Source organism: Streptomyces sp. NBC_00376 (genome assembly GCF_036077095.1).
Taxonomy (GTDB): Bacteria; Actinomycetota; Actinomycetes; order Streptomycetales; family Streptomycetaceae; genus Streptomyces.
This window is the reverse complement of sequence record NZ_CP107961.1, coordinates 600,326-625,616: the sequence shown is the minus strand read 5'-3', so window position 1 is coordinate 625,616 and position 25,291 is coordinate 600,326. Positions and strand designations below refer to the sequence as shown.

Below are 25,291 nucleotides of genomic sequence, written 5' to 3'. Positions count from 1 at the left end.
TGACCGGTCGCCGGGACGTACGGTGCCTCTAGACCGGTTGTTGTCGCCGCGATCAACGACCGGCCCCCTCGGCGGGACACGGCCCCGCACCGCCGTTCAGGAGTCGCGCGGAAACCCTTGCCGGCCCACCCTCGTCCCCCACCGCCAGGACCAGATGACGCGGTCTGAGCCGGGGGCCGGTGAACCCCAGCACCAGGGCGTCGACCGTGTCCGCGTGCCGAACCGTCACCCACCGGCGCTGTCCCGACGGATAGCCGGCACTGCCGCGGTTGCAGACGACGCCCTCGATGCCCTGCTCCCGCAGGGCGTCGTACCAGAGCGCGGCGACGTCCCGGTCGTCGGTGGCTGGGGTGGCCTGGATCGGCGGCCCGACATCGGCGAGGAGCTCCAGGAGGAGGGCGCGGCGCTCGGTGTACGGCAGGCGTCGGCAGTCACCGATCGCCGGGTCTGGGTGCTGCAGAACGTCCCGGCAGATGTAGGAGGCCGGGTCGCCAGGGCGCGGGCCCGGGTCGTGGATGACGCGGCCCGTGACTGCGCCGCGGCGAAGTCGAGCCGACCGTCCCGCCAGATCACGGCCTCGCCGTCCAAGACCGTGCCTGGCCTGAGTGTCATGCCGACAACGGCCAGGTCCATCCAGTGCTGGGTGACAACTCTGCCGGACCGGGCGTACAGCACGACGGTCTCGTCGGCACGGCGCAGCACTGTTCTGTGGCCGTCCTTCTCCAGACTTCGATGTGTCTCATGAGACACATCGGGCACCGGAGCCATGGTCATCGCGACGCTGAGACCGGTCACCGCCGGGGCCAAGTCCTGTCGGTGCATCTCGGCGGGGAACGCAGGTTTCTCGAGGCGCAGCCGAAGATCGATGTCGTACACCCTCCCTCCGGGAGAGTCATGTCGCTACATTCGCGCTGTCTTGTGAGGCTTCTTCCTTGGAGTGCGGCTTCAGGACGCCCCGCCCACGCGTACGGTCTATCTCGCGCCATTCCGGACGCAGTCCAGCCAGATTCGTGGTGAGGAAGTACGCGGCGCCGCAGGCGAGCAGCACCGGCACGAGTCCGACACCGGTCACCGCCGCCCCGGCGAGCAGCCCGCCGAGAGGGATACCTGCCCAGGACAGCGAGTCACCGAGCGCGTTGACGCGGCCCAGCATCCGGCGCGGCACCCGCTCGACGAGGACGGCCCCCAGCACTGGGTTGACGAAGCCGGCACCGAACCCACTGACCGCGAAGACGGCCAGTACCACCCCCAACGGAGCATCGAAGGCGAGGATCAGGAACCTCGGTGCGCCGGCCAGTAGGAACCCGGTGAGAACCACTACCCGCCGCCGCAGCCGGTGCGCGACCACTGCGGCGATCAGGCTCCCGCCGACCGCTGCGGCCCCCATCACGCTACCCATGAGGCCGATCGCGGTTGGCCCGTTGCCGGACTCCCTGGCCCAGACGGGCACGAGCACCGAGGTGAACGCCGCGTCCAGCAGGTTGGTGATCCCCACCATGACGATGACAGTGAGCAGCAGCGGCTCGCCGCGCAGGAAGGTGAAGCCCTCGCCGAACCGCCGCCAGTAGCCCGGTCCTGTTCCCCTGGCCGGCGAGGGGGCTTCCTCGACCGCGTGCCCCATGCCGCGAGGCAGCGCGAGTTTGATGATCACCGATCCGAGGGCGAAGCAGCCCGCGTTGACGGCGAGTCCGGTCAGGGGACCGAGCAGCGCCACCAGGGATCCGCCGACGGCCAGGCCGATGGTAGAGGCGAGCCGCTCGATCACACCGGCCAGACCGGTGGCCCGCTCCAGCGGTATCCGGCCGCGCTCAGCCGCCTCCGGGACCATCACCTCCTTGGCCAGGTCGCCGGGTCCCCGGGCCGCGCCGATCAGCGCGACCAGAACCAGCAGAAGGGGAAAGGACAGCAGGTCCAGGGCGTGGAGCAGGGGAACCGCGGCGGCGGCGGTCGCGCTGGCCAGATCGGTGGTCCAGGAAACGGCACGCGGGCCGATCCGGTCCACCAGCGGCCCGGTGAACGCCTTGACCACCACGTAGGGCGCCATCTCGCAGAAGGCGACCAGTCCGGTCTGGGTGGCGCTGCCGGTTGTGACGAGGACGAACCAGGGCAGTGCCACAACGGAGATCCGCGTGCCGGTCAGCGACACAACCATGGCCGCCAGCACCCCGCTCAGCGGCCGTAAGGACCTCTTGCCGGGTATGCCGCCGGCCTCCGAGGCGTCGTCGGTCATGACGTCGGGCTTCCTTCCTCTTCCTGAGGGCCTGAAGGGAGCGACGACGCGGCAGGCGTATCCAGTTCGGGCAGGATCTGCGTGATCACGGCGACCCGTTCGGCTCCCTCGGGGGCACTCGCCGCCGTCTCCGGTGCGTCTCGCCGATAGCGCGCGATGACGTCCGCCAACTCCCGGTACAGGGCAGCGGCTTCCTCTGGCGTGAGCCGCAAGGCCCAGTCGCTCATGTCGAAGGTGTTCCGCCATGCGCAGGGCATCGTCTGAAGCCCGTTCAGGGTCTGCTGCGTACGCAGGGTGTAGGTGGCGGCGACGGACTGCTGGTAGGCCAGTGCGGCCTCGGGCTCCCGCTCGGCCAGCTCCGGATCGTTGAACCAGGTAGTCCGGTGCACCGACCGCCACCAGCGCTCACGCGCGTTTCCGCGTTCGGTGTCCTCCTCGACGAAACCGGCCGCACCCAGCTGCCGGAGGTGGTAACTGGCCGTACCGGAGTTCACACCCAGCCGCTCCGCGAGGCGGGTCGCTGTCGACGGGCCGTACTTCCGCAACAGCCCGACCAACTGCACGCGCACCGGATGCGCGAGGGCTCGCAGCCCCTTGGCATCCAGAACAGCCGAGTCAGCTTCGGTTTGCGGGCCGTCCGGCCTCACTTTTGGGTCAGTCATACCGCGCACTCTAGACCGCAAAGACTTGTTCGCGAAGACTTCTTTGCGAACAAATCTTTGCGGTCTAGTCGGCCTTCGCTGTGCCACTGCTCAGACACGTCCTCGCGTCATCGGCGACGAACGTGCCTCGTCTACGGAGGTGCGCCGCCTGAGACACCCTGGGGCTGAGACGCCTTGTACAGGTCGCATAACGCCGTCCAGCCCCGTACCGGCGGGCAGCTGGGCGAGCGCGGCCTGCTGGATCTCCAGGAAGGCGCCCGTCAGGTCGGCATCACGGCGCGAGCGCAGGACCGCCACCCCGGCCTCATGGACCTCGAGTCGGCACCGGAACCCGTCCCACTTCGGTTCAGCCGCGTGGCCGGGATGAGACATCTTCAGATGTCTGGAGAACCGTCGCACTTGGGCTCGTACCACCAGCCCGGACCCTCGGGCAGGACCGGGACGGCCTGGGCCAGCGCCACCTTGGTCGGGAACTCCACGGAACCGATCCTGCGAGCCCGGCGGCCGCGGAGCGCGTCGGGCGGTCCGTACGGCCCTACCCGTCGGCCAGGCCCGTCTCGGGTTTGCAGATCTGGCAGGGCTCGATGTCCGGCTCTGCGAGCGCGATCAATGCGTCCTCACGGATGATGAAACCGAACTGGGCGTTGTACAGGCCGCAGCCCCCGCGGTGCAGCAGCGCCGTATCGCCCGACCGTTTCGGCTGGATCCTCCAGGACCGCTCGGGCCGCGCCCGCTCCTTGCGCCGCCGTTCCTGCTCCTCCTAGGCCTCAAGTTCCCGCACGCGGTTCCGGGCCTTCCGTAGTTGCCACTCCAGCCACTCGACCAAGGCCCGGTTCTTGTCCAGGTCGGATATCCCGCCGGGGCCGGACACGGCTACGCCTCGTCCTCGGCCGGCTCGTGGGCGTGCTTGAGCGCCATGCGGGCCCCGACACGGTCGCCGGTTTCCACGGAGTCCCAGAAGGGGTGGGTGGACACGGTGGTGCTGAGTTCCAGGAGCCGGGCGCGGAAGCGGGTGACTTCCGCGGCCTGGTCCTCGGTGTATCCCGGGCTGTCCGGCTTCGAGGAGATGTGGTTGCTGTGGAGTTGCTTGTCGTTCTCCCAGCCGGGCATCGGCTCGGCCGACCACGGGAGGCTCTTGGCGTACTGCTCGCAGGCGGCGCGGGTCTCGTGAAGGGCGAGCTGGGCATCGCGCAGGTCGTGGGGAAGTCGTACTTGAGCACGCACCAATGCCACGCCTGTTCGATATCGGATGCGAATGACGCACCGAACCATCACAAAACAATGCATTCAGGGACGCCTGTGGACCAGTTCTCTGACGAGTCGGACTACTTGGCTTGAGCGCCCGTCCCGGATGTCCTCCGATCACCCCGGACCCGGCGAGCGCAGCGATGTTGATCTCGCGGACGGGTTCGCCGTCCGGCCTCCTCACCAGCGGATCCCCAGCTCGTCGAGAGCTGCGGTCTGCTGGGGTGTGAGGCGCCCCTGGTTACGGCGGGTGCGCTGCACGCTGAGCCAGGCGTCGAGGCGTCGGCCTTTGACGACGGTGGGTGCGGGTGGGGTGAGGTGGCGTGGAACTGGCGGGCGTCGTCGAGCCGGTTCTGCCACGCGTGTTCGGTCCGTACGTCGGCCATGCCGCGGCCGGGGGTCCAGTCGATGCCGAGTTCGTCCAGGGCCGAGGCCCGGTCCGGGGCTAGGGTGCCGCGCCGGTGAGCGGAGCGCTGCCGGGTCAGCCATACAGTCAGGTCGGTGCCTTCGATGACGGTGCCGGCCGAGGGCCGCAGGTGGCCGCGTTCTCCGCGGTAGCGGCGGGCGGCTTCGAGAACACCCCCGCAACCTGCCCCGGAGCACCGGCACCTGAGGGATCGATACATCCCGCACTTCCCGTGGGCCAGCGATGAGCCCGGTGGTGGCATCGGCTTCGAGGTGAGGTCACCACCGGGCGGGAGCGGCCCCACATGAGAGTAGACGGCCTGTCACCGCCTCGGCCCCACCCAGCCGGAGCACATGATCGGGCGCGGCAGCAGGTTGCACAGGAATTCGGCGACAACGCGGGCCCATCTCGACTGCGCCCGCGCCCGGAGGGGAACACGTATGCATCAGCTCGCCGGGCGGTGAACCACTGCTGCCTGAGCGCTACGAGCTGGAGCCGGAATGGGGCGGTTCATCCCGTGGGGCCAGGCCCATGTGGATGGCCAAGGCTGTGGCGAGGGAGGCGACGGTGGGGTGCTGCCAGACGAAGTTGCTGGCCAGGCGGACATCGAGGTCGGTATCGAGGCGGATGCGCAGTTCCGTGGCAAGGAGCGAGTCGAAACCGAGGGACTTGAGGGGGGTATGCGGGTCAAGCGTGCTGCTGCCGGTACGCAGGATGGCACGGATGTGGTCAGCCAGGTAGCTCTCCAGGGCAGTCTGACGGGCGATGCCAGCGGGCAGGGCCTCGAGTCGGCACCGGATGCCGCCCTGGGGGCGTTTCAGGGTATTGTCCCCGTCCGTGACGGGTTCGGCGCTTTCGGACGGAGCTGGAGCGAGGAGCTCGAAGAGGCTGGAGTACGCGGCGGCGCTGGGGATCCAGGTCTGAGCCGGACCCGGGATGACTGCCGTCTGGACCCGCTGGTGGGCAAGGAGGGAGTGCAGAGCCTCTAGTCCCTTGCGGGTGGGGATCGTCTCGTAGCCGCGTTCGGCGAAGTCGACAGCCTGCCCCGTTTCGCCCCAGGGGCCCCAGTCGACGGCCAGTGTGGGCGAGCCGTTGCGGGTGCGCCAGGTGGCGAACGCGTCGAGCCAGGCGTTGGCTGCCGCGTATGTTCCTTGCCCGGCGTTGCCCAGAAGGGAACTCATCGACGAGTACAGAACAAACCAGTCCAGCGAGTGGGTCGCGGTGGCCTGGTGGAGGTTCCAGGCACCGGTGACCTTGGGGGCCCATACCCGCTTGAGCTGGTGGTCCCGGACGGTGGCCAGTGCCGCGTCGTCAAGGACCATGGCGCAGTGCACGATTCCGCGCAGGGGCACACCCCCGGTGGTGGCGGCGGTGACCAGTCGCTGGGCGGTGTCGGGCCGGGAGATGTCGCCGAGGACGACCGTGGTGCTGGAGGCGAGTTCGTTGATGTCCCGTGCGGTTTCGAGTGAGGGGCACCGGCGGCCGTTGAGAATGATGCGGCTGGCTCCTTGTTCAGCCAGCCAGCGGGCGGTGGCCAGTCCCAGGCCTCCCAGACCACCGGTGATGATATAGGCGCCGTCGGTGCGGACGACGGGTGGTCCGTCGGGCAGCACGGCCGTGGTCTCTCCCCGGTCGGGGACGGTTAGAACGATCTTGCCGATGTGACCGGCACGGGCCATCAGGTGGAAGGCGTCTGCTGCTCGGTCGAGCGGGTACTCGGTACACAGGAGCGGTTTGAGCCGCTGGGCGGCGATTTGGCCCATGGCCTCGCGGAAGACTGTGGCGAATAGCTCCGGGCGCCGCTGTTGTAGTTCGATGAGGTCGACGGTGCTGAAAGTGATGTTGTGGCGCAGGGGGGCGAGCCTGAGGGGCGCGTCAGCCAGGATGTCGCGTACGCCGAGTTCGATGAACCTGCCGAACGGGCGCAGGCTTTCAAGGCCGGCTCGGACGGCGGGGCCTGATAGGGAGTTGAGGACGACATCGACTCCCTGGCCGTCGGTGGCTTGGCGGGTCTGTTCGGCGAAGTCCAGGGTGCGCGAGTCCATGACACAGCGGATTCCCATGCCGCGCAGGTGGTGCCGTTTCTCTTCGCTGCCGGCCGTCGCCAGGATGTCCGCGCCCAGCAGGCGGGCGACGGCGATTGCGGCCAGGCCGGTGCCTCCGGTAGCGGAGTGGATGAGTACGCGTTCGCCCGGGGCGAGCTGGGCGACGTGCCGCAGCGCGTACCAGGCGGTGAGGTAAGCCGTGGGCAGTCCTGCTGCAGTGGTGGGTGAGAGGGTGGGTGGCAGGGGGGTGACGGCTGCGGCGGGGAGGGTGATGAAGGAGCCGAAGGCGCCGCCCTCGAGCTGGACGGCGAGCACGTTGTCTTTGGGGCGGAGGTGGTGCACGCCGGGTCCTACGGCGCTGATTTCGCCTGCGCACTCGAAGCCGATGCGGTAGGGGGTGTCCGGCTTGGAGCCGAGCATGCCGAGGGTGGTCAGGACATCGCGGAAGTTGAGGCCTGTGGCGTCGACACGTACTTCGACTTCGCCTTCGCCGGGCTGGCGGCGGCCGGTCGCGGCGAGTTCGAGACTGTCGAGATTGCCGAGCTGTCCGACGCGCAGGCGGAACCCGTCCTGTCCGAATCGGACGGTTCGGGTGGCGCAGGCGGTGCGTTCGGTGGGGGTGATGGGGGCGCGGTTAATGCGGGCAATGTGTCGGGTGTCACCGCGTAGTGCGACCTCGTCTTCGGGTGCGTCGGCGAGGAGTTCGACGGCAAGGGCTCGCAGCCCGTTCTCGCCGGGGTCGGTGTCGATGAGGGTCGGTCGCATGTGGGGCTGCTCGACGGCCATGACGCGTGCCACGCCGCGCACGGTGCTGTGGGCCGGGTGGCCGGACTCGTCTTCGGTGACGGCGTAGGCGTGCCGGGTGACGGCGTACAGGCGCCATGCTCCGCGGTGCTCGTCGGCAGCCTGGGCGAAAGCAAGCAGTCGCCGTGCTCGCTGCTGTGCGCCTTGGACGGGGTCGGTGTGGGGGGCGGTCGGTGCGCGGAAGAGCAGGACTACGGCGCGCCAGGGGTTTGTTGGGGTGGTCAGGTGTTGGCCGAAGGTGTCGGCTAGGGGCAATACCGGTGATTTAGGTGCTCTTCTGGCGTCTGCTGGCGGGTTTGGTGGGCGGGATGAGTGTGATTGCTGCTGCGGGTGGTCGGGGTGGGTTGCGGTGGTGGGTGTGTTTGAGGTGCCAGTTGGCCATCTTGCGTTTGATGACACGGGGGTTGGAGCGTTGCCTGCGGGGTGGCAGGAGTCGTTCCAGCAGCTCACGGATGGCGTGGGTCAGGGCTCGACTGAGTCGTGAGGGGGGAAAGTGCCGCCTGGTCGGTGACGTGGCGGCGAGCGATGCGAAGGGTGCGGGTGAAGGACAGTCTGTCGGGGTCGAGGCCGGCCTGGTGAGCGGTGTGGTGCATGACGTCCCGGAGTGCGTGGTGGACAAGAAGGAAACCGTAGATTTCCTGCTCGACGCCATCGGGGTACTGGGAGCGGAGGACGAGGCGGTGTCCGCCCTGATGGGTCTTGATCTCGTCCAGGGTGTTCTCGATCTCCCAGCGTTGATGGTAGAGGCCCGCCAGGTCGGCCGCAGGGGCCTCCTGCGGGTTGCAGATGGTCGTGATCAGCCGGTAGACCGTGTCGGCGTCCTCGCGGCCGAGGGTGTACTCGATGACGCGGACCCGGACCGGGTCCCGGTGCTTGCGGTCGCCTGCCGCAACGATCTCGGACAGGTAGGAGCCGTCGTCGAAGGCTTCGAGGACCGGGAGCACGATGTTCTTCCGGACGCGCCACAACAGGTCCGCGCCCGTGTCCGAGGCGGCCCGCCACAGCTCGAAGCCGGTGATGCCGCGGTCGGCCATCAGCAGCATTCCCGGCTCGAGCCGGCCCAGCAGGCCGGGAATCAACTGCTGTTCATGAACCGACAGCGGGCCGGTCGCCGCGGCGAACACCGCGTGTGTCCCGCACTCCACCAGCGCAGCGACCCTCACCTGCGGGTAGGCACTGCGCTGCTGTCCCCGGCCCGAGCCGGGCCGGCCGAAGAAATCGCTGTTCGCCCCGGTGTCCGGCACATCGAAGACCGTGCCGTCCACCGCAACCAGACGCCACTGCCGATACCAGGCACCAGTAGTGTCCGGGGCGGCCACCGGCCGGCACACTCGCGCGAACAGCACCTTCAACGGCTCCGGCCCCAATCGCCGGCGGGCCCGGCCGATCGCCGCTGTCGTGGGCACCTGCCACGGTTTCTCCCACCGCCGCACCCGCTCCAGCCCCTGCGTCAGCAGTCGGGCCACCTCCTCATAGCCCTGCCCGGAGAACAGACACATCGCGAGCACGAAATAGACCACCACCCGGGCCGGCAACAGCCGCGACCGCTGTTCCAGACGCCCACACCCAACAACCACCTCATCCACCAACTCGGGCGGAAACACCCGCGTCAGCACACCCAGAGCGATCCGGTCCGACAACCGCTCACCCGACGACTTCACCTGTCCAGGCCTTGGCACACCACACCCAACGACCCACCACCAACAAAGTCACCGGTATTGCGGCTAGGGGTGCAAGTTCCTCCGCGTCCGAGGGGTATTCCCGTACCTCCGTCTGGGCGCCGGCGGCGCGTAGGAGCGTGGCCAGGTGTTCGCCCTGGCCGTCCCCTTCGTCCATGATGAGCCAGTTTCCGGGTGGGGTCGTTGTCGTGCGGGGGGAGGGTGTTCGGTGCCAGCCGTGTTGCATGAACCACTGGTCGACGGCGTTGTCTTGGGTGGGTTCGCGGCGGGTGAACCGCACGCCGTCAAGGGCGAGTAGGGGCTGGCCTTGGGCGTTCAGGACACGGACGTCTCCGGCGAGCGTCGTACCGTTGTTTTCGGTTACCCGTGCGTGGGCGTGGGCGGCCTGGGTGGGGTCTCCGAGGATCCGCAGGGCGCGGACCTGGAGCGGCAGGATTGGTGCAGGGGTGCTCTCGAAGCCGATTCCCGCTACCAGTAGTTGGAGGCACAGGTCGAGGAGGACGGGGTGGATGCTGAGGGCGGGTTCGGGAGTGCGCGCGGTGGGCGGTAGCTGGATGTCGGCCCAGAAGCTGTCCCGGTGGCTCGTCGTGTGCAACGTGGTGATGCCGGTGAAGGCGGGGCCGTGTTCGAGCCCGCAGGCACGCAGGGCGGCGTAGAGCCTGGCGGGGTCGAGGGGGACGGGGTGCCTGTCGCTGAGGCTGGGCACGGATGTGGGGCGGGCGTCGTGGGGTGCGGGCCCGCGGCGGGCAATGGCTGCGGCGTGCAGTTGCCAGGAGCCGTCCGGGTTTCGGGAGTGGACCTCGCAGGCGGCCTGCTCGCCGTTGGTGAGTGTGACGGTGGTGCTCATCTGGGTGTCGTCGTCCAGGCGCAGGAGGTCTTGGAAGGTGATGTCGGTGAGGCCGATGTCCGTGGGCACGCTGGTGAGTGCGGCGTGGGCTGTGGTGTGGAGGAGGGCGCAGAAGCCGGCGCCGGGGAGGATGGGGGTGCCGTGGACGTGGTGGTCGTTGAGCCAGGGAAGGTGGAGGGCTGGCGCGGCGGCGCTCCAGGTGTGGCGGACCTGGTCGCCGGGGGTCTCGGTGTGTCGGCCGGGCAGGGCGTCCACATGGGCTGGTGTGGTCCGGCCGACGGCCCAGTGGTGGGTGCGGTCGAAGGTGATGGTGGGGGCGTCCACCAGGTTGTCTTCGCCGTACAGGTGGGTCCAGTCGACGGTGCCGCCGTTGCAGTGGAGGGTGGCCAGCTGGGCCCGGAAGGTGGTGGGTTCGTCCTGGGCGCGGCGCAATGTAGGCAGGACCACGGCGTCGGGTACCAGTTCGGTCAGGCTGTCGGTGAGGGATTGGGTGACCACGGGGTGGGGCGAGATCTCGATGTAGATCTGGTGGCGGTCCTGGGCGGCGGCGACGACGGCGGGGTGGAAGCGGACGGGGCGGCGCAGGTTGTCGCACCAGTAGGCGGCGTCGAGGAGGGAGGTGTGGCGGGGGTCTTCGGTCACGGTGGAGTAGAAGGGGATCCGGGGTGGGCGGGGGGTCAGGCTGGAGAGTGCCTGGTGCAGATCGGGCAGGAGGGAGTCGACGTGAGGGCTGTGGGAGGCGACGTCGACGGCGATGAGAGCGGCGGGAATGCCGAGCTGGTCCCATTGGCTGGTCAGGTGGGTGATCTGGTCGGCGTCGCCGGAGATGATGGTGGTGTCGGGCGCGGCCAGAACTGCCACGGAGACGGCGTCGGCCCCGGCGTCGGCGAGGGTGGCTTCCACGGTGGTCTGGGCCAGGCCGACGCTGGCCATCGCTCCTGTCCCGGCAATTCGCTCCAGTAGTGCCGAGCGGTGGCAGATGACGCGGACGCCGTCGGCGAGGGTGAGGGCTCCGGCCACGACTGCGGCTGCGGCCTCCCCCATGGAGTGGCCGATGACGGCGGCGGGTCGGACGCCATGTGCCTGCCATGTCGCGGCGAGGGCGATCTGCAGGGCGAAGAGGACTGGTTGGACCTTTGGACATCCTGTGATGGGTTCGCCGGCCCGGATCAGTCCCAGGACGGAGAATCCTGCCTCGTTGCGGATGAGTGCGTCCACTTCGTTCAGGGCTTTGGCGAAGGCCTTGTCGTGGGCGAGGAGTTCGCGGCCCATGCCGGGCCATTGGGAGCCCTGTCCGGAGAACACCCATACGGGTTGGCGGGGGGCGGTGACGTCGGTTGTGCCTGGGATGAGGGCTGGGTGCGGCAGGCCGTCGGCGAACAGTCGGAGCGCGTCGACCGTTTCGGTGCGGGAACGGGCGAGGACCGCGAGGCGTCCTCGCCCGGGGCTGCGGCGTAGGGCCAAGGTGTGGGCGGTGTCCCGCAGCGGGGTGTTGGCGCCGTCGTTGTCCAGCCAGTCGGCCAGGCGGCGGGCGGCGTCCGGAAGGGCTTGGTGGGATCCGGCCGCGACGAGGATCACCTCGGCCGGGGAGGGACGAGGTTTGCGGGGGGCGGGCAGGCTGGGACGGCGGGGGGTTGGAGGTTGCTGCAGGATGACGTGGGCGTTGGTGCCGGAGAAGCCGAATGAGGAGACTGCGGCCAGTCTGACCGGTTGGTTGCCGGGCCACGGGGTGCAGTCGACCGGGACGAAGAAGCGGGTGGTGTCTGCGGCGATGGCCGGGTTCCATCGGGTGAAGTGGAGGTTGGGTGGGATGGTCCCGTGCTGAAGGCACAGCACGGTCTTGATCAGCCCGGTGATGCCTGCGGCGGGTTCCAGGTGGCCGAGGATGGTCTTGACCGAGCCCAGGGCGCATGGGGAGAGGCCGTTGCCGTAAACGGCGGCCAGGCTGGCGAACTCGACGGGGTCACCGACGGGGGTGCCCGTGCCGTGGGCTTCGACCAGCGAGATGCGGGCGGGGTCGACACCGGCCCGGTCGAGTGCTGTGCGGTAGAGGGTCTGCTGGGCGGTGAGGGAGGGGGCGGCGAGGCCGTCGGAGCGTCCGTCCTGGTTTACGGCGGATCCGCGGACGACGGCGAGGATACGGTCGCCGTCTTTGCGGGCATCGGCCAGGCGTTTGAGGACGACGGCGCCGCAGCCCTCGCCGCGGACGAATCCGTCTGCGGCGGCGTCGAAGGTGTGGCAGTGTCCGGTCGGGGACAGCATGCCCATCCTGGCGAAGGAGCGGGTGATGCGCGGGGCGAGCATGAGGGTGACGCCGGCGGCCAGGGCGAGATCGCAGTCATTGCGGTGCAGTGACTCGCAGGCCAGGTGGAACGCGACCAGGGAGGACGAGCAGGCGGTGTCGACGGCGAGACTGGGGCCGTGCAGGCCGAGGAGGTAGGAGAGGCGGCCGGCGGCGACGCAGTGCCCGTTTGTCAGGATGGAGCCTTCGAGTTCCTGGGGCTGGCCGGCCAGCTGGTCCATGTAGTCGTTGTAGCTCAGCCCCGTGAAGACGCCTGTCGGGGAGCCGGCGAGCCGCTCGGGTGGCAGCCCGGCATGTTCGAGGGCCTCCCAGGCGACCTCCAGCAGCAGCCGGTGCTGGGGATCGAGTACGTCGGCCTCGCGTCCGGAAACCCCGAAGAAGTCCGCGTCGAACCGTGAGATGTCCTTCAGGTAACCACCTCGATGGAAGACGGGTTGGGCGTGGGAGGGCAGCCCGTCCTCGGGGTTGGTCATCTCGCGGCCGGGTGGTGGAGTGCTCACTGCTTCGCGGCCCTTGACCAGCAGACGCCACAAGGCGGCCGGGGAGTCGGCGTCTCCGGGAAGTCGGCAGCCCATGCCGATGACGGCGATGGGCGGGTTCACTTGGTGACGGGGGTGCGTGCGGTGGGCCACGGGGTTCTCCTTGACGTTCGCGGGTGGCGGCGGTGTATGCGGCTCGGGACGAAGGAGGTGTGCCAGGCGGTAGAGGGCAAAGTGCGCACCGGTGTGTACGTGCGTGCGTGTGGGCCGTCCGGGCCGGGGCGGTGGGGGGTGTGAGAGGCGGTGGAGCGGGGGCTGGGCCGTCGCCTCCCCTAGGGCGACGGCCTGTGAACAATGAGACGGCTGAGGGAACAGCGGCTCAGACGTCGGGGCTTCCCAGCAGGATCGCGCTTTTCACACCCCCGACTTGGTAGTTGAAGCTGAAGGCGTAGTCGAAGTCGAGGCGGCGGGGTGCTGTTCCTGGAACCGGATCGAAGGTCAGCTGTTGCGCCGGCTGTTCGCAGTTGGCGGTGGGGCACACCTGGCCGTGGTTCATCATGAGCAGGGTCAGGGCCACGCCGAGACAGCCGGCCGGGGCGCCGTTGTGACCGAAGCAGCCTTCCTGCGAAGTCATGAGCAGGTCGCTCGACGTGGGACCGTACAGTTCCTTGATGGCGTTCGCCTCGAATGCTGTGACGACGACGTTGCCGTCGCTGCCGCCGTGGATGTAGGGCACCTGGGTGATCTCCCAGGTGTCACCGAGGCATCGCCGCACTGCGGAGACCAGTGCCTTTCCGCTCTCGTCGCTGGCCAGTGGATTGGCCAGCCCGTCGCGGGTGGTTGCCTGCGACAGGACTTGTCCGTAGGGGCGGGCGTCCCGGCGGAAGGCGTGTTCCCTGCTCTCCATGACGATGGTCGCTGACCCCTCGCCGTGGTTGATGCATTCTGCGCGCCGGTCGTAGGGGCGCATCAGGGCGTCGAACGACGGCAGGAGGCTGGGCATGTCCTGGGACCGCATGGTGTCGTAGGCCCTCTGGGCCCCGCTCAGCAGACGCTGGATGTTGCGGATGAGCGTGACGCTGAAGACGTCGACTCCGGTCACGACGGCGACATCGACCTCACCGGCGGCGATGAGGCGCTGTGCGTTGCCGATCTGAAGGGCAGATGACGCGCAGCCGCAGGAGACGGTGAAGTTCGTGGCCTTGGACCGCGTGAGTGCGCCCTGGACCAGTGCAACATCCGAGGGGGTGATGGCTTGTTCCGCCGCGACGAACATCTCCAGCGCGTCCGCGACTGGGTAGGTCGCGGGGTCGGCCCTGAGGACGGCGAGATAGCTGTCGACGTTGGCGTCCACGCCGCCGCGGCCCACCAGGATGGCGGCTTCTTCCAGATCGTGCTGGGTCTCGAGGCCGGCGTCCGCGCACGCCTGCGCCAGCGACACCAGTCCGAAGCGGTGGGCATCTGTGTAGTGGCGTGAGAAGAACTCGGGAATCCCGGGCACGCGTTCATCGAAGGTTTCGTCCGGCAGGTCCACGCTGCCGTAGTAGACGCCGTTCTTGATGAGGCAGGACGTTCCGGTGGACGCGACGTTCCAGAGATCGTCCGCGGTGAACACCGGGGACCCTGGACCGGGAAGGCACAGCCCGATGCCGGTGACCACAGCATCCCGGGCTCGGCCTCCGGTCCGCCGCGTCATGAGTCACCTGCAGCAGATGCTGATGGATTGATCATGGAATTTTCCCTTCAGGATCACGGGATGGCCCTATTCGGCCACATATGTGCGACCGCACCAGCGATAGACGGGCAGCTGCTCACCTTCATAGAGGGAGTAACTTCCCGAGAAATCGAAATGTTCATAGGCGTTGCCGCAAAGGATCTTCACTTTGGTTTGGGTCTCCAGAGACTGGACGTACCATACGACAGGAATGGGAATCCATTCCGGGCCCCCGGAAAGCTTGACTCGAATACGGTCGGACAATTCCATCTCCAATGTCGGTCGGCAGTAGAGGGCGACTGATCGACGCCATTTCACACTCCGCGCATGCACACCACACCCCAGAGCGCTTCACCTGGAACGCGGCACGAAATCGCCGGCCCCTCACTCGCGAGCACTTGACAGAAAAGGCGAGAATCAGAAACCGGAATCCATTCAGCAGGCGCGACACAGGGAATTGAAGAAGGAAGCGACCAGTACAGTGACCATGCAGTGGGAAAAAGTGCATCACTTTTCAGGCATACATGTATGCCCGCGCCGTGAGCGCGGAGAGGAAGCAAATAGCCGGCCTCGCCTCGTGGTTCGCTGGCTTCAGAGGTCCGGGCCGCGGGGGCTCCGGCTGCACATGGAGAGAACCAGCGAATTCTCGCCGGCCGCTCCGGCGGCCCACCGCCGCCTGAGCGGCGGTGGGCCGCCGGCCTGCGCACCGGCCTCCAGGCCGGGACCTGAAGGCCGGGCAATGGCCGGGCCAGCTGAGGCGGGATGAGAACGCCTGGTCACAGACGCCCGCCTGGGCGCCGGTCAGGTCGCGCTGGCCAGCGCCTGGCTGATCGACGAAGCGGTCGCCTGCTCGGAGCTCAGAGCCGAACTGGCGGCCCCGAGCAGGTTGTACACGCTGGCGGCCGCGTTGGTCGCGGAAGCCATGAGGACATTAGCCCCCACCACCGGCAGCTGCCCGGCGCAGTCGCCGAGCGCGGAGACGAGCGAGGTGGAGGTGCTCAGGTTGCTGGAGAAGGCGGCCTTGGTGTCGTTGGTCTGGTCGGCGGCAATGGCGGCGCTGTTGGACGCCTGCGCGGCCTGCAGGTCGCTGACACACGCGGAAGCGGCCACAGCGGCGGGAGCCGCTGCGGCCAGGGGGGCGAAGCCCACTACGGCGCCCGCCGCCAGAGCGGCGGCGACAGTGACGGTGGCAATACGGGAACGGAACATACTGGCACTCCCTACAAATGACGTACGCGCTCATTGGCAGCGACGTCGGCTGAGCGGGGCCCTTCTCTTCCCAAAGGGACGGTCTGTTCTGCGAGCAAGAACACCGTCTGGCCGCCGCACACTTCAATGTGACGGGAGCGAGGACCGGAACGGGTAGCAGCCACGTCCCCGGGAAGGGATGGGCGACCCGCCGGTTCCAATCCAGTAAGCGGGACGAATTAGTGACACCTCAAGAGAGGAAGCCACCAATCACCCGATTGGAGTACCGTGCAAAGCGGAAATCAAACGCAACAACATTCACTGTCGTAACAGTGTGCACACCCCCTTTCCTGCCTCCGCAGAATTCAGGCCACAACAAAGCCGCATAACCCCGCCGAAATAACGATTCGGCACTTTGCGGCAACCCCGCCAGAGGAACCCTGTCAGATACCAGATGTTCACGGTTGCGGACCCGGCAGCAATGAGAAACCGGGACTTAAGGCGCCAGAAATCCGCCACGTGGCCGACGGCCGAAACACCCACCCCGCCCATTCGTCCATTTCTAAACTAGACAGAATCCATAAATTTAATCGCATCGCATTAGGCCATTCGGGTACTGTCCCGCTGGCACCTATTGCCGTCATATGCAGACCCGACGCATAACGGTTGTGTCCAACGGTTGGCCGCCCGACCTCTCCGGGGAAGTGGCTATCCAACCGATCAAGTGTCTGATTCGCGCCAGCCGCTGAACGGTTGGTTACCGCTATGGGCGCCCCGTGAGAGGTATTGGACGCGTCAGCCGGCGCCACCCGGCGTCGGCTGACGTTCAGGATCCAGCACCCGGTCGAGCGCGTCGCGGCAAGGCCACGTCGCCGCCGGCCCAGACCAGCCCGACAGACCGCCGTCCCGCATTGGCACGGCGGTTGTCGCCGTATTTGGCCCGGGTCCGCGCCAGAGCATCCGTCCAGGAGCCCGGGACGCCCCTGCACAAAGGCTCATCACGCCGCCGAGCGAAAGGAGCGTGCGGACAACAGAACCGGCGCCCCGTATGCGCCCTTCCGTCTTCGTGTCCACCGCCGTCCCCTATATACAGGCCCCATGAATGCACAGTGCCGTGCTCCTTCTTCTCACACGCGTGAAGGGACACCCCCGACACGCTGGCGGCGCCACCACGCGCCGCTTTGGGACACCAGAACCTTCTGCCGCCTGCGCCTCTCACGAGCACCAGGAGAGTCATGTCGACAACCCGCGCATATGCGTGTATCGCGCTCACCCCGCAAGAAGTCGAACGATGGCCTGATACGCCGGTGGCGAATGTACTGGCCGCCGGCTGGCTCCGATCGCGTTCCACCACCCTGCACCTCCCGGCAGTGGACCGAGCCGTCCCTGTTTGCCGATACCTGACCCGTTTATGGCTCGATCAGCAACATTTGACCGACGAAGGCGTCCGGCACACGACCTTGCTGATCACCACGGAACTCGCCACGAACGCCATTCTCCATACCAACAGCAGCATCATCACCACCGACCTGCAGCAGAACAGAGGTCACCTGCGCATCCAGATGCGCGACCAGGGTACGGAACGGACCGTCAAACACTGGCACAGCAACTCCGGTTTCGGCCGTGGCCTGGGGATCGTCGCCAACTGCACCCGAGCACTTGGCACACACGTGGAACGCGACGGGTCCCGGACGATCTGGGCCACCATCTCCCTGACGCGGCACCCGCCGGAACCCCGTGCATGAGAAGTAGGTGGCCCGGATCGAGTGAGGTGTCCCCCGGAGTGTGGACACAGGGGCTCATGCCGCAATTGAGAGTTTAGCTGCTCGCAGATGCTGCTGTTCGAACTCGGCTGGTGAGAGGTAGTTGAGGGCGCTGTGGCGCCTGCGGGCGTTGTAGTAGGTGAGCCACTGGAAGACTTCCAGCCTCGCCTGACGCATCGTGGAGAACAGCCTCTGGCGCACCGTCTCCCTCTTGAGTCCCTGCCAGAACGACTCGGCGAGGGCGTTGTCGTAGCTCGAACCGACCCGGCCCATGCTCCTGCGGATCCCGAAACCATCGCAGACCTGCGCGAACGCAGCCGACGTGTACTGGGCGCCCCTGTCCGCGTGGAAGATCACTCCGGCGACGTTGCCGCCGCGCGCCGTGACCGCCATCTTCAGCGCGTCGATGACCAGCTCGGCGCGCATGTGCGAGGCCATCGAGTAGCCGAGCACCCGGCGTGAACAGATGTCCAGGACACAGGCGAGATACATCCACGCGCCACCGACCTGCACGTATGTGATGTCGCCGCACCACTTCTCGTCCAACTGCCCGGCAGAGAAGTCGCGCTGGACTAGGTCCGGGGCCGGTGGTGCGAGCCGGTCGGCGATCGTGGTGCGCTTGCGCCGCCGCAGGTGCCGGCCCTCAAGCCGGTGCTGGCGCATCAGGCGCTCGACACGCTTGCGGTTGACGGTGTGCCCGAAGCCGCGCAGTTCGGCGTGGACGCGGCGGACCCCGTAGGTGCCCTTGTGCGCGGTGTGGACCTCGCGGATCTCCGCGACCAGGGCGTCCTCGGCAGCCTGCCGCCCCGCGCGGGCCTTCGCGCCGGTGATCCACCGGTAGTAGCCCGAGCGCGAGATCTGAAGAACCCGACATATCCGCTGGACGCCGAAGGATGAGGCGTGGGCGGAGACGAAGTCCCAGCGGCGGGTCTTCACTTCATCTCCTTCGCGAAATAGGCCGCCGCCCGGCGCAGGATCTCCCGCTCGAGCTCCCACTCCTTCTCCGCTTTGCGCAGCCGGCCGTTCTCCGCGCGAAGCCGGGCCAGCTCCTCATCCTGGCCCTGCGCGGTCTGGTCCTCGCGGCCGTGATCCCGGCCTGCGTGCTCGTCGGCCTGGCGCACCCAGCTCCGCAGCGTCTCGCCGGTCACCCCGACATCCGCCGCGACCGCCGCATACGTACGCTTCCCACCCGCCGACCGGTACAGCGCGACCGCGTCATTCCTGAACTCCGCCGGATACGGAGATTGCCGTCCCACCAGGACACCCTTCCTCGGATCCACAAGATCCATTGTCAGAGTGTCCACACCACCGGGGGCACCTCAAGCGAGACCGCCACCGTCCTTGAGGACACGCACGCCTTCGCGATCGTGGCCGCCGCCTTCGCGGGAACTGGGACGACCTGATCCACACCCCATCGCTGCCCCGGCCCCCATCGAGGCCGAGCTGCACAGCTGTCTGGGCGTCTTCGGTCTGGTCTTCGGCTCCGCGCTGACCGGCGTCGGGGACGCCCCGGAGCGGTGGACGGCGATCGAGTGCCAGCCGAACGGACAGCGCCTTAGGTTCGACAGGGAGAAGTCGTGCCGACTCCAAAGGCCAGGCGCCGATTGCGGGGGCACCAGGCCAGGAAGGCAGTGGAGGAAGGCGGTATCCGGGTTCCGGCGCAATTCTGCTGGCTGCTCGTCGGTGTGTCGGTTGCTTCCGTTTCGTCCGCTGGACGATGCTCCGTGAGGGGGGCTGCAGCGGGAAGAGGAGCCCTCGGTGGGCTGGAGAAAGCGTCACCCTGGCTGGTCCTTTCGTACGCCGACGACCGCGGTGGCGCTGGTCGGTTGCGCCCTGCTGGGGCCCGCTTGCTCGGCTGTGCCCGATTCGGCTCCCGGGGCGGGCACGACGGCCGGGGCGTCCCGTCCGGCCGCGCACGCGAAGGATCCGCGGCAGTGCCGTCGCACCCTGGTCGGCGTGGCGCATCCTGATGACGACCTGGCCTTTTTGAACCCGGAGATCAGGCAGACCATCCGCGCCGGGTGCCCGGTCGACACGGTGTATCTGACCGCCGGCGACGATGCCAAGAAGAACCGGGTCGAGGCGTTGGAGTACGTGGACCGCAGGGAGTACGGGGTGCGGGCGGCCTACGCGGAGATGGCGGAGGCGACCAACCGCTGGGAACGGTCGGATGTGCAGGCGGACGGTGTCCGGGTCAGGTCCTACCAGCTCGCGGACGACGCCAGGGACACCGATGTGCGGCTGACGTTCCTGGACCTCCATGACGGACTGCCGCACGGCCAGGAGGCGAACAGCCTGCTCAGACTGTTCGACCGGGACAAGAAGAGCATCGAGCCGTTCCAGAGCACCGCGAGTTACACGGAGGACCGGCTGCTCGCGGTGGTGTCCGCACTGGTCCGGCTGAGCCGGGCAGAGCGCATCCTGACGATGGATCACGACAACGCCTCGTTCGCCTTCGGCCTCGGCGGCGGTGTCGACCACGCCGACCACGGCGTCGGCGCCCGGTACTTCCGCAGGGTGGGCTACGCGCTCGGGGTTCCCGTGTCGGCCTACCTCGGCTACACCATGTCGCCGCTCGCACCGAACCTGACCCCCGGGGCCTCGGCCGAGAAGGACGAGGTGGCGCGCTGGTATCTCGCCAGCCGGAAGTGCCGGGCCACCGGGACGTGCGCGAACGTCACCGCCTACAAAGGCCCGCTCCAGAAGGACTGGAGTCTGTGGATCCAGCGGCAGTACCAGCAGACCCCCCGGTCCCCGCGCGCCGGGGAGATCCTCGGGGACATCGGCCGGACGACGTACTTCACCGGAAGGGGACCGTCACAGTGCCTCCACGCCACCACCGGGCCGTCGAACGCCGGTACGGCCGACATCCGCGGCTGTGACGGATCAGCCGCGCAGAAGTGGGACATGAGGAAGGACGGGACGATCAGGCCACGGCTCGACCGCGACTCGTGTCTGGCCGCGAACTCATCGGCCGTCGGACTTGAGCGGTGCGAGGACGGTCGCGGGAGCCAGCGATGGACCCGTGAGCCGTGGCAGAGCTCGACCTGGAAACGTCACGCCTGGCGGATCGTCAGCAGTGACCACCGCTGTCTGTTCCAGGACGACCGCGAACTCCCCGCCCGCTGGAACGACCGCGACCGGCAGAACCCCGAGCTCGAGCTCTCCGACTGCGGCACGCAGCCCCGGCCCGAACTCTACTGGCGCTGGAGTGGCTGAGCTCGCATGGCCTCGGCCGGCGCCTCACCGAATCGCGCCAGGAGCAGCACTCCCGGGAGTCGGCCAGGCGCACCGCGCGCGGACCGAAGCGCCTGCCAAGGCCGGCTGACCGCCGCGGACTCCGGGCCGACGACTGTCAACTCCCGCCCAGGCGACGGCCGTCGGTCCGAGATGCTCCAGTAGGCTGCTCCGGCCATGGATACACACGTCGGACCCGAACAGACCCGGAACAACGCGATCGCTTCCGGTCCGCCGATCCGGCAGCTCTTCCAGGACGTCATCGCCGACCGCCTGCAGGGCCCCAGGCCACCCCAGGCGGCGATGCTGTTCGACGCCGAGGTCGCCCCCTACTGGGACGACCGGAGCTTCCTCGGCGACTTCTATAACGAGATCCTCCACCAGAACACCTGCCGGCCCGCACCGCTGACGGCCTCGCCCTGGTCGCGGCCCTCGCCGTTGACGACCGGATTCTCGCCCGAAACCGGTTCCAAGCTGTCGACCTGCTGTTCAGGGCTGCCACTGTCGCCGAACGCCACCTCGCCGAGACCTGGCCTGCCACCCCGCAACATGCCGATCCCGACAGCGAGGCCCGGCCCGCAACGCGGTCCAGGTCCGCACTCCAGATCTACTGACCCGCTGGTCGGCCGAATGTTTTGCGGTTCGCCTCGCACTCGCCGGCCTTGCCGTCGTCTTCCCAACGGACCGTACCCTGCCCGCACTGGCACCGCGCCTGCAGACCTTCACGCACCAGCTACGTGCGGTTCGTCCCAGGACGACGACCAGATCCTTGCGGTGACAGAGAAGCTCACTGACGCCTGCTGGACGGGAACAGCGCGCGGGGTGCCGACACGGGCACGGTCCCTCCACCTCCTCGGCCAGATGCTGACCAGGGTCGGAGCCGGACTCACCCGGCCACGCGCCGGGCAGTGACACCCCGCGGGCACGACGAGCGACGCACCGCCCGTCGCTCGCGCTGCTATTTCTCGTGAACGTTCACGGGCCTCAAGATCCGCAACTGCTGCCCGAACCAGCGGACAAACGCGGCCCTCGACGCCGTTCCTCCGCTCAGTAGACGGTTGAGGCCCAAGTCGACCTCGGGCACCTTCACCGCACCCTCCGGGACCCTCGTGCTGGGGACGGCGGCCTGGAGCGACTACTGGCCGCAGGTGGGCCGACGCTGTCCGACCAGGCCCGGGCCGCGGCCGCCGCGGCAGCGGCCACCTGCACGGAGCCGACGACAGCGAGCTGACGCAGATCCCCGACCTCCTTGACATCTGACCCGGTGTCATCCGGGCCACGGAAGTCGGCCGGCTGAAACGGCCCAGCGGGCCCGAGCCCTCAGTGGTGGATCGGGAAGGATGCCTGGAACGCCAGGCGCTCGTCTGCTGCGTCGCCGATGTCGGCGAGAACCCCGTCAAGCGCGATGAACTCCTCCCAGGCCGCCCGGCCAGTTGCTTCGGCCAGCCGAGCCACGACGAGATCCTCCAGGTCGGAAGCACGCTTGTTCTTCCAGATCTTGTCAGCGAGGCTGACCAGCAGGTCGTCCAGGCCGACCCGTACGTCCGTCCACGACGCGTGAGTCGCGGCGAAGCGCGCCAGTTCCGGGCTGATGCCGTGGCGGAGCAGAAGAGCCTGCCCGGCTTCCTCGTGCGCCGATCCGGGCCCGGAGAGCTCGGTGATGTGCACTGTCTTTCCTACGTCGTGCGTGGCCGCCCCGAAGAGCACTGCCTCGCGGTCGAAGACAACAGCGGGGTAGCGCTGTTCCACCCAGTCGACCAACTGGTGTGCGACGTCATGGACGGCACGCAGGTGAGCTGCCAGCCGTGGCGGACTTCCCAGCTCTGACAGAAGCTCTGCGACACGGCCCGTCAGAGGGAGCAGAGGCGGGTCGACGGTGCTGCTCATGGCCTTGGACAAGACAGTGCTGGTGTTCACCGCGTCAGGGTACTGACCACAGCCTCTTCCTGTGTCCGTAAGCGGATCCCTCACCGGGACGACCGAGGCCGAGCTTCGCGATCCGCTCGGGCTGCGCGCTTGCCGTTTCGTGTACGTGGTCCGCGCAATTGTCCGGTGAAGGGGGGGTACAAACGGTACGCTCGCCCGGCGGGGGAATTCATCGGCTACGCCAGGTGCTCGACCGTCGAACAAGACCTCACCGCCCAACGCGAGACCCTCAACGCGCTCGGTGTTCCGGATGACCGGATCTACCTCGACAAGGGACTCACCGGCACCAGTCTCGCCCGGCCTGGCCTCGATCAGGCCCTGGCCGCCGTCCGAGTCGGCGACATCCTGGTCGTGCCCGAGCTCGCCCGCGGCGTCCGCCTCTCCCTGGGCGGCAGCGTCTACGACCCGGCCAACCCGATGTCAGATGCTCTTCAACATGCCGGTCGTCTTCGCCCAGTTCGAGGCCGACCTGCTGGGAATCCGCACCCGCGAGGGCATGGCCGCCGCCCGCGCCCGCGGCAAACTCAAGGGGCGCCAGCCCAAGCTGTCAGCACGCCAGCAGGCCGAACCCGTCCGCATGCACGCCACCGGCGACTACACGATCGCCGAACTGATGAAGGTGTTCTCCGTGGGCCGCCCCACCGTATGCCGTGCTCTGGAACGCATCGGAATCCTGGCCTGGCCGGCCTGGGCCACAACCTGCCAGGGGTCGCGCGTCCACGTACCGAACGCATGCCTGGATACCACGCCGCCAGAACGTGTTCTCCGGCTCGATCACCTGCAACTTCACGAACCGCGCCAGCAACGCAGGACCCCCGGGGCGTGCTGAACTTCAGCAGCTCCTGCGCAGGCGTGCTCGGTCCCCGCTCACCCTCCGACCCTTCCCGCTCAGCTACCGCCTCGCCTACCTCGGAACCCTTCGGGAGCCAACTCCCACTCCGGACACGAGGATCCGCCAGGTGCTCGATCGTTTCGGTGTCGTGCGCCCGCCCCGCTGAGAGAACCTTCGCCAGGGCTCCATAGAACTCATAACCCGATCTTGCTGGCGTGCAGCGGCTGCTCGGGGATGCTATTGAGTAGGTTGCCGCCGCCGGTGCCAAGGTCGTTCACAGGCTTCGCCGGAGTCATGCCGGGATGAAGCTTGGCCACCAGGGTGGGATGTTGCCCGGGCACAACGGGGCGGGGTAGGAGTCCGGCATACCGAGCCATGTGACAAGGAACCAGGTGAACCACAGGGTGAAGATGATCCCTGCAGCCAGGGCTGTCCTCCGATGACGTCTTCCGAGGGTTCTGATCAGGATCACCCACGGAACCGCAGCGGCGATCCATATTAGAGGCGCAAGAAACAGCAAAGCCATGGCGTTGGCTGCTGCGTTGCTGCCGATGTCACAAGCAGCCCATGCCCTCCCAATTGCAGCAATGGTCACCACCGCGGTCAGCCCACCGAAGAGGACACCAAAGCCAGTTTCTCTGAACCAGCGGCTCGGAGGGCTCGACGGCTCTGTTCCCACGATTATCTCCCCCGCCTCGCCGTAGATGCGGAGAGTACCAACGTTGTGAAGCAGCCCCGCTGGGGCCCTGGCCTGCCCTGACACTGGTCAGTCGTTCTTGGGCTTCCGAAGCCGTCGCCAGCAGATGAGGCAGCATGCGAGGGAGGCGAAGGCGTCGTGGAGTTCGGTGCGGCGTTTACACAGACGCTCCACAGCCTCCATGGCTCAAACGTGGCCGCAAAGGTACGGGGCCTGCTTCGAACCGCGACCCAGCCGCGTCTTTGACCACGGTGGCCAGTTTTCGGACGCGGAAAGCACATCCCTACGTGGCCGGAAGGGCCACCGTGCGGAGTCCGCCCTGGCATGATCAGGTGCCCGTCAACAAGAGCGGGAAGCACCCTGATTTTCGAGTCGATCGCACCTTCGAGTCGTCTGCCGGTAATGGGCGCATATCCGGTGCGTCCTGGATCGCAGCAGGGTGCGAAAGATGCAAGGTCCAGGAATCAGGGGACGGACGCTTCCATGTTCGTGATCGAGGAGTGGAGCTGAAAATTGGGAACCTCATCGCCCCAGAATGGCGGTCCCGGCCGGCCGGGATGTGTGATCGGCCTGTTCTGGATAGAAGAGAGCAGAGTGTGTCTGGGTGCGCCTCCGGCCGAGGAGGGCTCTGGGGTGTTCCTCTCCCCTACCGAGCTGTCAGTCACCGGCCCTGAACAACATGTCTGGGGCTGGGAGGATGTGACGGATCTCCAGGTCCTCGACGTACCGGTGCGCTCGGCTGCCGTCCGATGGGCGACCCGGGTGACGACGGTTGCCGCGGCGGCCCTCGACGCCTGGGTTCCGGGCAGTCCGCCGCAGATGACGGTAGTTGTGCATGCCCAGGACCAGCGCGTCGAGACGCTGGTCCTCTCCGCCGCGGACACCGCGTACACGCAGCGGGAAGTCGACCTCTCGCTCGGTCTGCTCTCCCACTTCGTGCGGGGCAGCGCCTCACCTTCGACCCTGACACAGTGGTGGGCGGAGAACCGACCAACCGAGGTCCTGCGCTCACGTCGCCGGGAAGCCGCTCTGGAAGGGTGGCTGGCTCCCCTGCTGTGACAGCCCGCGACCGCACCAGGCCGTTACCCTCCCACGTCACGCATCCCGTCCTGTTCCTGCTTCTGTTCCCGTGAAGCGGAGTAACGCCAGTACACGCGTACAGCTCGGGCTCCAGAGACAGGACCGTGACCGGATCCTCCGCCTTCACCGAGTGCCAGGCCGAGGCGCATGGGACC

Annotated in this window: 19 protein-coding genes and 2 pseudogenes; 5 read left to right on the top strand and 16 right to left on the bottom strand. The window is 67.9% G+C overall.

Going from position 1 to position 25,291, the window contains the following annotated elements; genetic code table 11:
- The first annotated feature begins 214 nt into the window (after positions 1-214).
- Positions 215-745: a hypothetical protein gene (locus OG842_RS42720; RefSeq protein WP_266737469.1), complete on the top strand. Its 531-nt coding sequence runs from the start codon at positions 215-217 to the stop codon at positions 743-745.
- A 147-nt stretch (positions 746-892) separates the two neighbouring features.
- Here OG842_RS42720 and OG842_RS42715 read toward each other — a convergent pair whose 3' ends face one another.
- The 12 genes and pseudogenes from OG842_RS42715 to OG842_RS42670 all read right to left on the bottom strand — a co-directional run bounded on the left by OG842_RS42715 (position 893) and on the right by OG842_RS42670 (position 15,622).
- Positions 893-2,230, bottom strand: a complete 1,338-nt coding sequence (locus OG842_RS42715) for an MFS transporter (protein WP_266737470.1) — start codon at positions 2,228-2,230, stop codon at positions 893-895.
- The gene (locus tag OG842_RS42710) at positions 2,227-2,892 is read right to left on the bottom strand and encodes an ArsR/SmtB family transcription factor (protein WP_266737472.1); all 666 of its coding nucleotides are present in this window, start codon (positions 2,890-2,892) and stop codon (positions 2,227-2,229) included. The genes OG842_RS42715 and OG842_RS42710 overlap by 4 nt, the downstream gene beginning before the upstream one ends.
- 535 nt (positions 2,893-3,427) lie before the next feature.
- Positions 3,428-3,598 (bottom strand): DUF6233 domain-containing protein, encoded by a 171-nt coding sequence (locus OG842_RS42705; RefSeq protein WP_266738088.1) that lies wholly within the window; start codon positions 3,596-3,598, stop codon positions 3,428-3,430.
- Between the two features lie 167 nt (positions 3,599-3,765).
- Positions 3,766-4,125, bottom strand: coding sequence for a hypothetical protein (locus OG842_RS42700; RefSeq protein WP_266737473.1), 360 nt, complete (start codon positions 4,123-4,125; stop codon positions 3,766-3,768).
- A 192-nt stretch (positions 4,126-4,317) separates the two neighbouring features.
- Entirely contained in the window at positions 4,318-4,497 is a 180-nt protein-coding gene (locus OG842_RS42695) for a helicase associated domain-containing protein (protein WP_266737474.1), read from the bottom strand.
- Positions 4,498-4,559: 62 nt separating this feature from the next.
- A pseudogene (locus tag OG842_RS45510) lies at positions 4,560-4,763 on the bottom strand (helicase associated domain-containing protein); the annotation flags it as partial.
- 262 nt (positions 4,764-5,025) lie between these two features.
- The gene (locus OG842_RS42690) at positions 5,026-7,647 is read right to left on the bottom strand and encodes an SDR family NAD(P)-dependent oxidoreductase (RefSeq protein WP_328512728.1); all 2,622 of its coding nucleotides are present in this window, start codon (positions 7,645-7,647) and stop codon (positions 5,026-5,028) included.
- A gap of 191 nt (positions 7,648-7,838) precedes the next feature.
- The gene (locus OG842_RS42685; protein WP_266734240.1) at positions 7,839-9,071 is read right to left on the bottom strand and encodes an IS4 family transposase; all 1,233 of its coding nucleotides are present in this window, start codon (positions 9,069-9,071) and stop codon (positions 7,839-7,841) included.
- Positions 9,037-12,852, bottom strand: a complete 3,816-nt coding sequence (locus OG842_RS42680) for a type I polyketide synthase (RefSeq protein WP_328512727.1) — start codon at positions 12,850-12,852, stop codon at positions 9,037-9,039. Before OG842_RS42680 ends, OG842_RS42685 begins: the two co-directional genes overlap by 35 nt.
- Positions 12,853-13,078: 226 nt before the next feature.
- Complete coding sequence (locus tag OG842_RS42675; protein WP_401878816.1) at positions 13,079-14,314, bottom strand: beta-ketoacyl synthase N-terminal-like domain-containing protein; 1,236 nt, start codon at positions 14,312-14,314, stop codon at positions 13,079-13,081.
- Positions 14,315-14,461: 147 nt separating this feature from the next.
- Positions 14,462-14,683, bottom strand: a complete 222-nt coding sequence (locus OG842_RS45505; protein WP_353962613.1) for a DUF5988 family protein — start codon at positions 14,681-14,683, stop codon at positions 14,462-14,464.
- A gap of 531 nt (positions 14,684-15,214) precedes the next feature.
- Positions 15,215-15,622: a hypothetical protein gene (locus tag OG842_RS42670; RefSeq protein ID WP_266737477.1), complete on the bottom strand. Its 408-nt coding sequence runs from the start codon at positions 15,620-15,622 to the stop codon at positions 15,215-15,217.
- 1,214 nt (positions 15,623-16,836) lie between these two features.
- On the opposite strand from OG842_RS42670, the gene OG842_RS42665 reads away from it, so the two are divergent.
- Positions 16,837-17,346: an ATP-binding protein gene (locus OG842_RS42665; RefSeq protein ID WP_266737478.1), complete on the top strand. Its 510-nt coding sequence runs from the start codon at positions 16,837-16,839 to the stop codon at positions 17,344-17,346.
- 54 nt (positions 17,347-17,400) lie between these two features.
- Here the strand turns inward: OG842_RS42665 and OG842_RS42660 are convergent.
- A protein-coding gene (locus OG842_RS42660) for an IS3 family transposase (RefSeq protein WP_328512735.1) occupies positions 17,401-18,620 on the bottom strand; the annotation gives its coding sequence in 2 pieces (ribosomal slippage) (positions 17,401-18,365 and positions 18,365-18,620; 1,221 coding nt in all).
- Positions 18,621-19,320: 700 nt separating this feature from the next.
- On the opposite strand from OG842_RS42660, the gene OG842_RS42655 reads away from it, so the two are divergent.
- Entirely contained in the window at positions 19,321-20,583 is a 1,263-nt protein-coding gene (locus OG842_RS42655) for a ricin-type beta-trefoil lectin domain protein (RefSeq protein WP_266737479.1), read from the top strand.
- Between the two features lie 380 nt (positions 20,584-20,963).
- Here OG842_RS42655 and OG842_RS42650 read toward each other — a convergent pair whose 3' ends face one another.
- Positions 20,964-21,119 (bottom strand): hypothetical protein, encoded by a 156-nt coding sequence (locus tag OG842_RS42650; protein WP_266737480.1) that lies wholly within the window; start codon positions 21,117-21,119, stop codon positions 20,964-20,966.
- An 802-nt stretch (positions 21,120-21,921) separates the two neighbouring features.
- Entirely contained in the window at positions 21,922-22,488 is a 567-nt protein-coding gene (locus tag OG842_RS42645) for a phosphohydrolase (RefSeq protein ID WP_266738091.1), read from the bottom strand.
- A gap of 210 nt (positions 22,489-22,698) precedes the next feature.
- On the opposite strand from OG842_RS42645, the pseudogene OG842_RS42640 reads away from it, so the two are divergent.
- A pseudogene (locus tag OG842_RS42640) lies at positions 22,699-23,191 on the top strand (recombinase family protein); the annotation flags it as partial.
- Between the two features lie 460 nt (positions 23,192-23,651).
- On the opposite strand, the gene OG842_RS42635 reads toward OG842_RS42640, so the two are convergent.
- Complete coding sequence (locus tag OG842_RS42635) at positions 23,652-24,038, bottom strand: hypothetical protein (RefSeq protein WP_266737482.1); 387 nt, start codon at positions 24,036-24,038, stop codon at positions 23,652-23,654.
- Between the two features lie 651 nt (positions 24,039-24,689).
- Between OG842_RS42635 and OG842_RS42630 the strand changes: the two genes are divergently transcribed.
- On the top strand, positions 24,690-25,115 hold the full coding sequence (locus tag OG842_RS42630; protein WP_266737483.1) for a hypothetical protein: 426 nt from the start codon (positions 24,690-24,692) through the stop codon (positions 25,113-25,115).
- The last annotated feature ends 176 nt before the right edge of the window (positions 25,116-25,291 follow it).

Bases quoted from the DNA above. Each gene is read 5' to 3' on its own strand.
- OG842_RS42715 (WP_266737470.1), bottom strand. From the start codon at position 2,230: ATGACCGACGACGCCTCGGAGGCCGGCGGCATACCCGGCAAGAGGTCC.
- OG842_RS42710 (WP_266737472.1), bottom strand. From the start codon at position 2,892: ATGACTGACCCAAAAGTGAGGCCGGACGGCCCGCAAACCGAAGCTGAC.
- OG842_RS45505 (WP_353962613.1), bottom strand. From the start codon at position 14,683: ATGGAATTGTCCGACCGTATTCGAGTCAAGCTTTCCGGGGGCCCGGAA.
- OG842_RS42670 (WP_266737477.1), bottom strand. From the start codon at position 15,622: ATGTTCCGTTCCCGTATTGCCACCGTCACTGTCGCCGCCGCTCTGGCG.
- OG842_RS42665 (WP_266737478.1), top strand. From the start codon at position 16,837: ATGTCGACAACCCGCGCATATGCGTGTATCGCGCTCACCCCGCAAGAA.
- OG842_RS42645 (WP_266738091.1), bottom strand. From the start codon at position 22,488: ATGAGCAGCACCGTCGACCCGCCTCTGCTCCCTCTGACGGGCCGTGTC.